The sequence below is a fragment of the Micromonospora marincola genome (assembly GCF_056150385.1).
On the sequence record NZ_JAXCFT010000006.1, the window covers coordinates 58,938 to 71,296 of the forward strand.

Annotated in this window: 11 protein-coding genes; 6 read left to right on the top strand and 5 right to left on the bottom strand. The window is 72.6% G+C overall.

Annotation, left to right across the window (positions count from 1 at the left end):
* Positions 1-103 precede the first annotated feature (103 nt).
* The 3 genes from SM450_RS16015 to SM450_RS16025 all read right to left on the bottom strand — a co-directional run bounded on the left by SM450_RS16015 (position 104) and on the right by SM450_RS16025 (position 3,188).
* On the bottom strand, positions 104-1,204 hold the full coding sequence (locus SM450_RS16015; protein ID WP_474620523.1) for a sugar ABC transporter substrate-binding protein: 1,101 nt from the start codon (positions 1,202-1,204) through the stop codon (positions 104-106).
* Between the two features lie 176 nt (positions 1,205-1,380).
* Positions 1,381-1,860, bottom strand: a complete 480-nt coding sequence (gene ybaK / locus SM450_RS16020) for a Cys-tRNA(Pro) deacylase (protein WP_474620524.1) — start codon at positions 1,858-1,860, stop codon at positions 1,381-1,383.
* A gap of 95 nt (positions 1,861-1,955) precedes the next feature.
* Positions 1,956-3,188 (bottom strand): THUMP-like domain-containing protein, encoded by a 1,233-nt coding sequence (locus tag SM450_RS16025; protein ID WP_474620525.1) that lies wholly within the window; start codon positions 3,186-3,188, stop codon positions 1,956-1,958.
* A 257-nt stretch (positions 3,189-3,445) separates the two neighbouring features.
* On the opposite strand from SM450_RS16025, the gene groES reads away from it, so the two are divergent.
* The 3 genes from groES to SM450_RS16040 all read left to right on the top strand — a co-directional run bounded on the left by groES (position 3,446) and on the right by SM450_RS16040 (position 7,338).
* Positions 3,446-3,760, top strand: coding sequence for a co-chaperone GroES (groES, locus tag SM450_RS16030; protein WP_088998427.1), 315 nt, complete (start codon positions 3,446-3,448; stop codon positions 3,758-3,760).
* A 70-nt stretch (positions 3,761-3,830) separates the two neighbouring features.
* Positions 3,831-5,477 carry a chaperonin GroEL gene (gene groL, locus SM450_RS16035; RefSeq protein WP_474620526.1) on the top strand — a complete coding sequence of 549 codons (1,647 nt, stop codon included), beginning with the start codon at positions 3,831-3,833 and terminating at the stop codon, positions 5,475-5,477.
* Between the two features lie 124 nt (positions 5,478-5,601).
* On the top strand, positions 5,602-7,338 hold the full coding sequence (locus SM450_RS16040; protein ID WP_474620527.1) for a sulfite oxidase: 1,737 nt from the start codon (positions 5,602-5,604) through the stop codon (positions 7,336-7,338).
* A gap of 246 nt (positions 7,339-7,584) precedes the next feature.
* Here SM450_RS16040 and SM450_RS16045 read toward each other — a convergent pair whose 3' ends face one another.
* Positions 7,585-7,968: a WhiB family transcriptional regulator gene (locus tag SM450_RS16045; RefSeq protein ID WP_281586681.1), complete on the bottom strand. Its 384-nt coding sequence runs from the start codon at positions 7,966-7,968 to the stop codon at positions 7,585-7,587.
* 252 nt (positions 7,969-8,220) lie between these two features.
* Here SM450_RS16045 and SM450_RS16050 point away from each other — a divergent pair, with 252 nt between their 5' ends.
* Positions 8,221-9,033, top strand: coding sequence for a helix-turn-helix transcriptional regulator (locus tag SM450_RS16050; RefSeq protein WP_474620528.1), 813 nt, complete (start codon positions 8,221-8,223; stop codon positions 9,031-9,033).
* A 14-nt stretch (positions 9,034-9,047) separates the two neighbouring features.
* On the opposite strand, the gene SM450_RS16055 is transcribed toward SM450_RS16050, so the two are convergent.
* Positions 9,048-9,452: a DUF5319 domain-containing protein gene (locus SM450_RS16055; RefSeq protein WP_474620529.1), complete on the bottom strand. Its 405-nt coding sequence runs from the start codon at positions 9,450-9,452 to the stop codon at positions 9,048-9,050.
* 142 nt (positions 9,453-9,594) lie between these two features.
* Here SM450_RS16055 and guaB point away from each other — a divergent pair, with 142 nt between their 5' ends.
* Together guaB and SM450_RS16065 are read left to right on the top strand one after the other, a co-directional pair.
* On the top strand, positions 9,595-11,154 hold the full coding sequence (gene guaB / locus SM450_RS16060) for an IMP dehydrogenase (protein WP_474620530.1): 1,560 nt from the start codon (positions 9,595-9,597) through the stop codon (positions 11,152-11,154).
* A gap of 36 nt (positions 11,155-11,190) precedes the next feature.
* Positions 11,191-12,312, top strand: coding sequence for a GuaB3 family IMP dehydrogenase-related protein (locus SM450_RS16065; protein ID WP_474620531.1), 1,122 nt, complete (start codon positions 11,191-11,193; stop codon positions 12,310-12,312).
* Positions 12,313-12,359: the final 47 nt, after the last annotated feature.

The following is a 12,359-nucleotide window of genomic DNA, read 5'->3' on the forward strand; positions in this document are numbered from 1 at the left end:
GGTCTCCTTTGGGCGGAGGGAGGTCTCGGATCCCGTCCGGCGTGGACGCCGCCCGGCACGGAAGTCGTTCCCGTGCCGGGCGGCGCCGCCTGATGCGGGTGGGTCAGCTCACGCCGGCGTCGGTGCAGAGCTTGGCGAACGCGCCGGTGCAGAGCTCTTCCTTGGTGACGTAACCGTCGGCCACGACGTCGTTGACGTTGTCCTTGTAGATGGCCTTCGGCTCCAGCAGCACGGACGGGACGTCCCGGTTGCCCTCCGGGTCCTTGACGGTCTGCCCGGTGTCCTTCTTCTCGCCCTTGGCGAGCGCGATGGCCAGCTCGGAGGCGGCGTCCGCCTCCTTCTTGACCGCCTTGTAGACGGTCATGCACTGGTCACCGGTGAGGATGTTCTGCAGGCCCTCCTTGGTGGCGTCCTGACCGGTCACCGGGACCTTGCCGTTGAGCTTGTTCTTCTTCAGCACCGAGATGGCCGCGTTGCCGAGGCCGTCGTTGGCGGCGAGCACGCCGTCGATCTTGCCGCTGGCCTTGGTGAGCTGCTGCTCGAAGATCGTCGCGGCCTGCGCGTTGTCCCAGGCCGGCACCGAGTCGTCGGCGACCTTGGTGTATTCCTTCGAGTCGAACTTCGGCTTGAGCACCGAGTCGTACCCGTTCTTGAACAGGGTCGCGTTGTTGTCGGTCGGCGAGCCGTTCAGGTACGCGATCGCCGGGTTCTTGGCGCCCTTGTCGGTCAGGCACTTGCTCAGGCCCTCGCCCTGGAGCTTGCCGACGGCCTCGTTGTCGAAGCTGACGTAGTACTGGGCGGAGCCGCCCAGGGTCAGCCGGTCGTAGTCGATGGTGGCGACGCCCTGCGACTTGGCCTTGTCGAGCACGGCCTTGCCGGTGCCGGAGTCCAGGTTGACGATCATCAGCACGTTGACGCCGTTGGTGATCATTTGGTCGGCGATGGTCTGGAATGCGGTCTTGTCGTTCTGCGCGTTCTGGATGTCGGACTCGACCCCGGCGGCGTCGAACGCCTCCTTGAGGTACTTGCGGTCCGCGCCCTCCCAGCGGGCGGAGGACTTGCTGTCCGGCAGGATCACGCCGATCTTCGGCTTCTTGTCGTTCGAACCGCCGGACTGGTCGGAACCGCCGTCGTCACCGCAGGCGGCCAGGCCGCCGGTCGCGAGGAGGCTGACGGCCGCGAAGGTGAGGAAGCCCTTGCGCATGTGCACGGGTCCTTTCGGGGGTGGGGGAGTTGCGTTCGGTTGTTTTGTTGTGTCCGGCAACGTATTCCGCGCTTCCCGCCCTCCGCAAGAGTGCCGAGGTCAGAAGTTTGTTGGCGGCGGTAACAATTCAGCAACGCGGTTGTCACCCGGTCGACACCAAGGGAAGAACCGCTCGTTCAGCGCCCAGCCACGGGGGCGGTCACGGCCCCGGTCAGCGCGACCAGATCGGCCGGGGCGAGCTGCACCTGCAAACCCCGGCGGCCGGCCGAGACGTACACCGTCTGGTGCGCCAGCGCGGAGGTGTCGATCACGGTCGGCAGCGCCCGGCGTTGCCCGAGCGGGCTGATCCCGCCCCGCACGTACCCGGTCGCCCGCTCGGCCGCGATCCGGTCGGCAAGTGCGGCCCGCTTGCCGCCGACGGCGGCGGCCAGCGCCTTCAGGTCCAACTCGCCGGTCACCGGCACCACCGCCACGGTCAGCCCGCCGTCGACGTCTGTGACAAGCGTCTTGAACACCCGCTCCGGCGGCGCCCCGAGCGCGGCGGCGACAAGCGCGCCGTAGTTCGGCGCGTCCGGCGAGACGTCGTACGGATGTGTGCTGTGCGCGATCTTCCGCCGGGTCAGCAGCGCGGTCGCCGGAGTGCCCTGTCCCGCCATGACCGCCAAGCTAACCCGGCCGTCGCTCCGCGGCGAGCCGGAACGTCCGGGCCGTCGCTCCGCGGCGAGCCGGAACGGCCGGTCGGGGACGGCGATCAGCCGGCGGCCGGTACCGGCCGGCAGATCAGCACCGTGGGCGCGCCGGCCACCCGGGTCAGCACCAGGCTGGCCGCCTCGTCGCCGGCCAGCCGCAGGTCGCGGCGCAGCTTCTCCGGCTCCAGCGCCGACCCGCGTTTGCGGATCTCCACCCGGCCGACCCGGCGCTCCCGCAGCAGGGCGCGCAGCCGCTTCAGTGAGAACGGCAGCACGTCGGTGATCTCCAGGCAGCGGGCGAACGGGGTGCGGCGCGCCGCGTCCGCGTAGAGGTAGGCGATCGACGGGTCGGCGAGGGTGCCGTCGAGGTCGGCGGCCAGCTCCGCGACCAGGTGCGCCCGCACCACAGCCGGGTCCGGGTCGTAGAGGAACCGCCGGACCGCGCCCACCTCCGCTTCGTCCGCGCCGGTGCCGGTGAGGTGATAAGAAGGGGCCCCGCCTATACCGGAGGCGTTAACCGGGGGCCCCTCCTTCTCCCGCAGCAGGGTGGCGCGGCGCGGGACGTCGGACAGGGCGCCGCACCAGAGGGTGGCCTCCACCAGGTCGCCGTCGACGCTCACCCACTCCGCCTCGGCGCCGGCCGGGATCAGCGCGTGGTCCAGGCCGGGCGCCACCTTGACCACGGTGTGCGGCACCCGCGCGGCCAGGTCGGTGACGAAGCCCCACGGCGGCGAGTAGGCGTTCGGGTCGAAGATGCGCCGGCCGGTGCCGGTGCGCCGTCGCGCCGGGTCGCAGAACGCGCCGTCGACCCGGCTCACGTCGAACGCCGTGGCGTCACCGCACTCGACCGTCACCAACCCGGCCAGCCCGGCCGCCTCGGCGTTCGCGGCGGCCATCGCCGCGGTCACCGGATCGGCCTCCACCGCGTACACCCGGATGCCGGCGCGGGCCGCGGCGAGCGCGTCGGCGCCCAGCCCGCACCCGAGGTCGGCGAGCGTGGTCACGCCCGCGGCGCGCAACCGGGCGGCCCGCCGGTCGGCGACCACCCGGCGGGTGGCCTGCTCCAGCCCGGGCCGGGTGAGGAACATCCGGGCCGCCGCCGCGCCGAACTTGCCGGCCGCCAGGCGGCGCAGCTCCGCCTGGGTCAGGGCCGCCGCCGCGAGGTCGCCCGGGATTCCGGCCGAGCGCAGCGCGTCGGCCGCCGTCAGCGGGTCACCGCCGGCCACCCGCTCCGCCGCGGCGAGCGCGGCCGACCCCTCGGCGGTACGCAGGGCGGCGAGCTGGTCGAGATCCACCCGGCCATTGTCCCGGCCGGCCTCGCGGGGCGACACGGCGGACGACGCGCTGGCACTCTCCTTGACGGAGTGCTAGCCGAGGAATAACCTGCGATTAGCACTCTCACCCTGAGGGTGCCAACGCCCGGGCCCTGGTGCCCGGGGGTTGAACGCCAGGCGGACCGGCACCCGCGACGACGGCCCCGCCCGGTGGCATGTGGCAGATTGACGCTGGTCGGCGTGCCGACCGGTAACGACACCAAGTACCCCAGGAGGGTATGCCCGTGACTACCGCGACCAAGGTTGCGATCAAGCCGCTCGAGGACCGCATCGTGGTGCAGGCGAACGAGGCCGAGACCACCACCGCCTCGGGCATCGTGATCCCCGACACCGCCAAGGAGAAGCCGCAGGAGGGCACCGTCCTCGCTGTGGGCCCGGGCCGGATCGACGACAAGGGCAACCGCGTGCCGGTCGACGTGAAGGTCGGCGACACCGTCCTCTACTCGAAGTACGGCGGCACCGAGGTCAAGTACGCCGGCGAGGAGTACCTGGTGCTCTCCGCCCGCGACGTCCTCGCGGTCATCGAGAAGTAAGCAACCGATCAGTGTCGTTGCCCCGGTCCGGCTCGCCGGGCCGGGGCAACGACGCTTCGAAGGGATACTGATGGCAAAGATCCTGAGCTTCTCGGATGACGCCCGGCACCTGCTCGAGCACGGTGTCAACGCCCTCGCGGACGCGGTCAAGGTCACCCTCGGCCCCCGCGGGCGCAACGTCGTCCTGGACAAGAAGTTCGGTGTGCCCACGATCACCAACGACGGCGTGACCATCGCCAAGGAGATCGAGCTCACCAACCCGTACGAGAACCTCGGCGCGCAGTTGGTCAAGGAGGTGGCGACCAAGACCAACGACGTCGCCGGCGACGGGACCACCACCGCGACCGTGCTGGCCCAGGCCATGGTCCGTGAGGGCCTGCGCAACGTGGCCGCGGGCGCCAACCCGACCGGCCTGAAGCGGGGCATCGACGCGGCGGCGGCCAAGGTCTCCGAGGCGCTGCTCGGCAAGGCCACCGAGGTGGCCAGCAAGGAGTCGATCGCGCAGGTGGCGACCGTCTCCGCGCAGGACGCCACGATCGGCGAGCTGATCGCCGAGGCGATGGAGCGGGTCGGCCGCGACGGTGTGATCACCGTCGAGGAGGGCTCCGCGCTCACCACCGAGCTGGACGTGACCGAGGGTCTCCAGTTCGACAAGGGCTTCATCTCGCCGAACTTCGTCACCGACGCGGAGGGGCAGGAGGCGGTCCTGGAGGACCCGTACATCCTGATCACCACGCAGAAGATCTCGGCGATCGAGGAGCTGCTGCCGCTGCTGGAGAAGGTCCTCCAGAACAGCAAGCCGCTGCTCATCATCGCCGAGGACGTCGAGGGCCAGGCCCTGTCCACGCTCGTGGTCAACGCCATCCGCAAGACCGTCAAGGTCTGCGCGGTGAAGGCCCCGGGCTTCGGCGACCGGCGCAAGGCGATGCTCCAGGACATGGCGATCCTGACCGGCGCCGAGCTGGTCGCCCCGGAGCTGGGCTACAAGCTCGACCAGGTCGGCCTGGAGGTGCTCGGCACCGCCCGTCGCGTCGTGGTCGACAAGGAGAACACCACTGTCGTCGACGGTGGCGGCCAGTCCGCCGAGGTCGCCGACCGGGTCGCCCAGATCCGCAAGGAGATCGAGGCCTCGGACTCCGACTGGGACCGGGAGAAGCTGGCCGAGCGGCTGGCGAAGCTCTCCGGCGGCATCGCGGTGATCAAGGTCGGCGCGGCCACCGAGGTCGAGATGAAGGAGCGCAAGCACCGCATCGAGGACGCCATCGCCGCGACCAAGGCCGCGGTGGAGGAGGGCACGGTCCCGGGTGGCGGCGCCGCTCTGGCCCAGATCCTGCCGGTTCTCGACGACGACCTGGGCTTCACCGGTGACGAGAAGGTCGGCGTCTCGATCGTGCGCAAGGCGCTCGTCGAGCCGCTGCGCTGGATCGCCCAGAACGCCGGCCACGACGGCTACGTGGTGGTGCAGAAGGTCGCCGGCCAGGAGTGGGGCACCGGCCTCGACGCCGCCGTCGGCGAATACGTCGACCTGGCCAAGGCCGGCATCCTCGACCCGGTGAAGGTGACCCGCAACGCGGTCACCAACGCCGCCTCGATCGCCGGCCTGCTGCTCACCACCGAGAGCCTCATCGTGGAGAAGCCGGCCGAGCCGGAGCCGGCCGCCGCCGGTGGGCACGGTCACTCGCACGGCCACGGCCACCAGCACGGCCCGGGCTTCTGACCCGAGGAGTACGGCCCGACCTCAGGGCACACCGCCGAGCCGGCGGTGTGCCCTGAGCCGTATTCGCTTACGGAACGCTGACGGAATTGGCGGCGGACCCGGCCGGTCGACCAGACTGGGCTGCGTGAGCACGATCTCCCGCCGTTCCGCGGCCCTGGCCGGTGTCGTCGCCGCCGTGGTGGCACTCGGCATCGCCGAGCCGGTGGCCGTCCTGACCGGTCCCCGGTCCGCCCCGCTGATCGCCGTCGGCGGCCTCGTGGTCGACCTGGTGCCCGAGCCGCTCAAGCAGTTCGCCATCGACCTCTTCGGCACGTACGACAAGATCGCGCTGTTGGTCGGGACCGCGCTGCTGCTGGCCGGCTTCGCGGCGCTGCTCGGTGTGGCGGCGGCCCGGCGGCTGGCCGTCGGCCTGGCCGGCATCGGCGCGTTCGCCGTGCTCGGGGTCGCCGCCGCGCTGACCCGGGCCGGCGCGAACGGGTTCGACGCGCTGCCCTCGCTTGTCGGCGCCGCCCTCGGCGGGCTCACGCTCTGGGCCTTCATGGCCGGCCCGCTGCGGCCGGACCGCGACCCGGCCGCCCCGGCGACGTTCTCCGGCGGCGCCACCGGACCCGCGCCGCCGTCGCCCGGACCTACGCCGCCTCCGGCGGTCACAGAGCGGAGGCCGTCGCCCGGGCCCACGCCGCCTCCGGCGGTCCCCGGACCCGCGCCGCGGCACCGGCCGCCGCCGCCTCCGGCGGTCGCCGCGCTCGCGCGCGAGGAGGAGACTCCGGGTGGCTGGGAGCCACTGGAGAGTCGTGACGCGGAGTCCCGACGCCGGTTCCTGCGCGGCGCCGGCCTGCTGACCGGCGCGGCGGCGGTGGCCGGGCTCGGCGGTCACTGGCTGGCCGGCCGGCGGGGCGTCTCGGCGGCCCGGGCGGCGGTGACGCTGCCCGCGACACCGGCGCCACAGGTGCCGGCCGGCGCGGATCTGTCCCTGCCCCGGCTCGCCCCCTACGTCACGCCCAACCGGGAGTTCTACCGGATCGACACCGCGCTCGTGGTGCCGCAGGTGGACCCGGTCACCTGGCGGCTACGCATCCACGGGCGGGTCCGCAACCCGATCGAGCTGAGCTTCGACGACCTGCTCGCCCGGCCGATGGTCGAGCGCTACGTGACGCTCGCCTGCGTCTCCAACGAGGTGGGTGGCGACCTCATCGGCAACGCCCGCTGGCTCGGCGTACCGCTCAAGGAACTGCTTGACGAGGCCGACCCGGAGGACGGCGCGGACCAGGTGGTCGGGCGCGCGGTCGACGGCTGGACCTGCGGCACCCCCACATCGGTGCTGCGCGACGGGCGGGACGCGCTGCTCGCGGTGGGGATGAACGGCGAGCCGTTGCCGATCGAGCACGGCTTCCCGGTGCGGATGGTGGTGCCCGGCCTCTACGGGTACGTCTCGGCGTGCAAGTGGGTGACCGAGCTGGAGCTGACCAGCTTCGCCGACTTCGACGCGTACTGGGTGCCGCGTGGCTGGTCCGCCCAGGGTCCGGTGAAGACGCAGTCCCGGATCGACACCCCGCGCGCACGCAGTCGCCCCGCCGCCGGCCCGGTGACGGTCGCCGGCGTGGCGTGGGCGCAGCACCGGGGCATCCGCCGCGTCGAGGTACGCGTCGACGACGGTCCCTGGCGCGAGGCGACGCTGGCCCCGGCGGTGTCGTCGGACACCTGGGTCCAGTGGTCGTGGCGCTGGGAGGCGACGCCGGGCGAGCACACCCTCGCGGTACGCGCCACCGACGCGGCCGGCGAGACGCAGCCGGAGCGGCGCAGCCCGCTGGCCCCGGACGGCGCGACCGGCTGGCACACCGTCAAGGTGACCGTGCCCTGACCCCGTCCCACACCGATCCCAGGAACGACATCCCGGATCGGCGCATCTCGGCCTGGATCATCCAAGCAACCGCACGGTCCGGCTCGGGTGCTCCGCCCGCGTAGCCGGCTGAGTCGTTGGCGCTCTCAACTCCAAAGGCGCTGAGCGAGGGCTCCTGGCCTCACTGCGCCGAAGCGCGAGGCGGGGGACAGGCGCGACGCCGCGCCCCGGAGGTTCGGGGCGCGGCGTCGGGAAGTGTGATCCGGGTCAGGCGACCTTGCGCTGGTCCGGCACGGCGGTCTTGTGGGACCGGCCGAGGCGGGCCTCCAGCCGGGCGACGTCCACCTGGGACTGCCGGCGGTCGGCCAGGTCCTCCCAGCCGAGGGCGAGCAGCCGCAGCCGCTCGGACTCGCTGAACCCGCCCCAGACGCCGTACGGCTCGCGGACGGCGAGGGCGTGGGCGGCGCACTCGGCGCGCACCGGGCAGGCGCGGCAGACCGACTTCGCGCCGGATTCGCGGCGCAGCCGGGACGAGCCGCGCTCGCCGTCCGGGTGGAAGAACTGGGCGCTGTCGCGGCCCCGGCACGCGCCGAGCCGCTGCCAGTCCCACAGGTCGACGATGGGTCCAGGCAGCCTACGTACGTTCGACATCAGCACCCCTCCTCCCGCGCGGCACCGCGGAGAATGTTCGTGGCCAGCTACCGGGCGGCGGTCCGCGCGGGATGCCGGTTCCGGATGAACGTCTCGGTACCCGAGCCGTCCCCGGCTCACACATCTGTGATCGAAAACCTCGGACAACCAGCGGCATATGACCCATATGTCGGAAAAGTTCGGATGATTGCCCGGAACCCCCTCCCGACCCCACCCGCACGTGGTCTGCTCTGAGTCGGAGAGGAGCCCACTGTGCGTAGCGTTCTCGTGTGCGTTCGGACACCATTGGCGGCCCAGCATCTGACTTCCGCGGCGGCGCGGCTCGGGCTGGCCGGCGTCGTCCGGACGGCTGTCTCCGATCCCGAGGTGATGCTGCGGCTGGCCGAGCGCCCGGTGGATGTGGTGCTCGCCGACACCGCTCTGACCCGGCCGGACAGCGCCGGCTTCGTGCGTCGGGTGCTCGCCCGCGCCCCGCACGCCGCGGTGCTGCTGCTCGGCGCCGAGGAGTCGGAGTCGGCGGCGGCCATCATCAGCGCCGGGGCGCGCGGTCTGATCCAGAACGCCGACCACGACCTGACCAGCGCGGTGGCGAAGGCCCTGCTGCTGCTCTCCGCCCCCGGACGCGCCAATCGGAACCGGGTGGCCGACACCGCCCGGGACGCGGCGGCGGTGGGCGGGCCGGCCCGGGCGACGGCGCCGGGGCGTACCCCCGGTGGGCCGGGCTGGCCAGGAGCGCCGACAGATCCCGCGGGCCTGCCCACGGTGGTGCCGGTGCAGCGTGGTGAGGACGCCAACGACCCGGCGCATGAGGGGCCGGAGGCGCCCCAGCCGGGCCCCGGCCAGCGCCCGGCGCGGTCACCGCGCAGCGCGGTCGGGCTCACCGAGCGCGAGCTTCAGGTGCTGCTCGGCATGGCCGAGGGCAAGAGCAACGCGGAGATCGGGCGGGAGTTGTTCGTCTCCGAGGACACCGTCAAGACGCACGCCCGGCGGCTGTTCCGCAAGCTCGGCGCACGCGACCGGGCGCACGCCGTGGCGGCCGGTTTCCGGGCCGGCCTGGTGGCCTGATCAGCGGCGGAACGTCACTCCGCGGTGGCGTCGTCGGTGCCCTCGGTGAGCGTGTCGTGCACGCCGTCGGCGTAGCCGCGGGCGTAGTCCCAGCTCACGTAGTGGTCGGGATCCGGGTCGTAGGCCGGCTCGTGCACCCGGGGGCGGCCCGAGTTGAGCAGGTGCCGCAGGTTGCCCCGGAGCAGGTCCCAGTCGAAGTAGTGCGGCTCGCGGCAGTCCTCGCACTCGATCACCAGGCCACGCACCCCGATCGGCTGGAGCAGGGCCTGGTAGATCTCCAGGTCGGCCAGATCCTCGAGCACGTCCTGTCGCTCGACCTCGGTCAGCGGGTCGAGTGCGTCCTCCTCGCCGGAATCGTGCAGGCCGGCAGCCGGATCGGCCGGGTCGCCGTTGAACGGGTCGATGGGCTCGTCGTGCACCCTCTCACCGTAGACCCCGGGCCGCCGGAAAGCCCGCCCCCGGCCCGGCTGTGGCCCGGCCTACGCAGGGCCCGCCACCGGCCGGAGCCGGCCGGGCCAATGGGTACGATGAGGCGACGCGCCGTCACCTAGGGGAGCAATCGTGGAGAATTCGCCCAGCACCGAGATCCCGACCGGCCCCGACGGCGAGCTGGGCGGCCATCTGCCCGAGCTGCCGGCCGGCTCCGCCCGGGTGGTGCCGCTCGGGCTGACCTTCGACGACGTGCTCCTCCAGCCGGGCGAGTCGGACGTGGTGCCCAGCCGGGTCAACACCCGGACCCGGCTCACCCGCAACATCGAGCTGACCGTGCCGCTGCTCTCCAGCGCGATGGACACCGTCACCGAGGGGCGGATGGCGATCGCCATGGCCCGCCAGGGCGGCATCGGCGTGCTGCACCGCAATCTGTCCGTCGAGGACCAGGCGCTCCAGGTCGACCTGGTGAAGCGCTCCGAGTCCGGCATGATCACCAACCCGGTGACCGCCAGCCCGGACGACACGCTCCGCGACGTGGACGCGCTCTGCGGTCGCTACCGCATCTCCGGCGTCCCGCTCGTCGACGGCCAGGGGCAGTTGGTAGGCATCGTCACCAACCGTGACATGCGCTTCGTCTCCGACCCGGCCACGCCGGTCCGCGACATCATGACCCGCACCCCGCTGATCACCGCTCCGGTCGGGGTGAGCAAGGACGACGCGCTCGCCCTGCTGCGCCGGCACAAGGTGGAGAAGCTGCCGATCGTCGACGGGTCCGGCAAGCTGCGCGGCCTGATCACGGTCAAGGACTTCACCAAGAGCGAGCAGTACCCGAACGCCACCAAGGACGAGGCGGGCCGGCTCCGGGTCGCCGCCGCGGTGGGCGTGGGCGAGGACGGCTACAAGCGGGCCCGCGCCCTGGTCGACGCCGGTGTCGACGTGGTCATCGTGGACACCGCCCACGGTCACCAGCGGGCCGTGCTGGAGATGGTCGCCCGGCTCAAGCGGGACGTGACAGTCGACATCGTGGGCGGCAACATCGCCACGTACGCGGGCGCGAAGGCGCTCGTCGACGCGGGTGCCGACGGCGTCAAGGTGGGCGTCGGCCCGGGTGCCATCTGCACCACCCGGATCGTGGCCGGCGTGGGCGTGCCCCAGGTCACCGCGATCATGGAGGCGGCCCGGGCCGCCCGGCCGGCCGGCGTGCCGGTGATCGGCGACGGCGGCATCCAATACTCCGGCGACATCGCCAAGGCGCTCGTGGCCGGCGCCGACGCGGTGATGCTCGGCAGCCTGCTGGCCGGCTGCGAGGAGAGCCCCGGCGAGCTGATCTTCATCAACGGCAAGCAGTACAAGGCGTACCGGGGGATGGGCTCGCTCGGCGCGATGCAGTCCCGCGGTCAGGGCAAGTCCTACTCCAAGGACCGCTACTTCCAGCAGGACGTGATGGCCGAGGACAAGCTGGTCCCCGAGGGCGTCGAGGGTCAGGTGCCCTACCGGGGTCCGCTCGCCCAGGTCGCCCACCAGCTCACCGGCGGGCTGCGCGCCGCGATGGGATACGTCGGCGCGGAGAGCATCCCGGAGCTGCACCGGCGTGGACAGCTCATCCGGATCACCGCGGCCGGGCTCAAGGAGAGCCACCCGCACGACATCCAGATGACCGTCGAGGCACCCAACTACCACTCCCGCTGACCCCCCCCTCCACCCCCGAACACACCTGGAGTACCCATGCGTGACGTGGTCGAGATCGGGCTGGGCAAGACCGCGCAGCGCGGTTACCACCTGGACGACATCGCCATCGTGCCGAGCCGCCGTACCCGGGACGTCGACGACGTCTCCACCGCGTGGCAGCTCGACGCCTACCCGTTCGGCATCCCCTGCGTCGCGCACCCCTCGGACGCCACCATGAGCCCCGCCTCCGCGGTGCGCCTCGGCGAGCTGGGCGGCCTCGGCGTGCTCAACGTCGAGGGCCTCTGGACCCGGTACGAGAACCCGACCAAGATCCTGGAGGAGCTGGCCGGCCTGGGCGAGGACGCCCGCACCACCAAGCGGCTCCAGGAGGTCTACGCCGAGCCGATCCGCCCCGAGCTGATCGCCGAGCGGGTCCGCGAGCTGCGGGCCGGTGGCGGCACGGTGGCGGTCCGGGTCTCGCCGCAGCACACCCTGGCGCTGGCTCCGGTGATCCTCGACGCCGGCGTGGACATCCTGGTCATCCAGGGCACCCTCGTCTCCGCCGAGCACGTCTCCACCACCGACGAGCCGCTGAACCTCAAGGAGTTCATCGCCGACCTCGACCTGCCGGTCATCGTCGGCGGCTGCACCGACTACAAGACCGCGCTGCACCTGATGCGCACCGGCGCGGCCGGCGTGATCGTGGGCATCGGCGGCGACGACTGGTCGACCACCGAGTCGGTGCTCGGCATCCGGGTGCCGATGGCCACCGCGATCGCCGACGCCGCCGCGGCCCGCCGCGACTACCTGGACGAGACCGGCGGCCGGTACGTGCACCTGATCGCCGACGGCGACATGCAGACCTCCGGCGACATCGCCAAGGCGCTCGGCTGCGGCGCGGACGCGGTGATGCTCGGCGAGCCTCTCTCGCTCTGCGCGGAGGCGCCGGCCGGCGGCGCCTGGTGGCACTCCGCGGCCAGCCACCCGTCGCTGCCCCGGGGCGCGTTCGAGGTGGCCGGTGAGCCGCTCGGCTCGATGGAGAAGCTGCTGTTCGGGCCGGCCGACGAGCCGGACGGCCAGCTCAACCTCTTCGGCGGCCTGCGCCGCGCGATGGCCAAGTGCGGCTACCGCGACCTGAAGGAGTTCCAGAAGGTCAGCCTGGTCCTGGACCGCCCCTGACCGGCGGCCACTTCGCCGCAACTCCGCCGGCCGACGCCGTCCGGCCG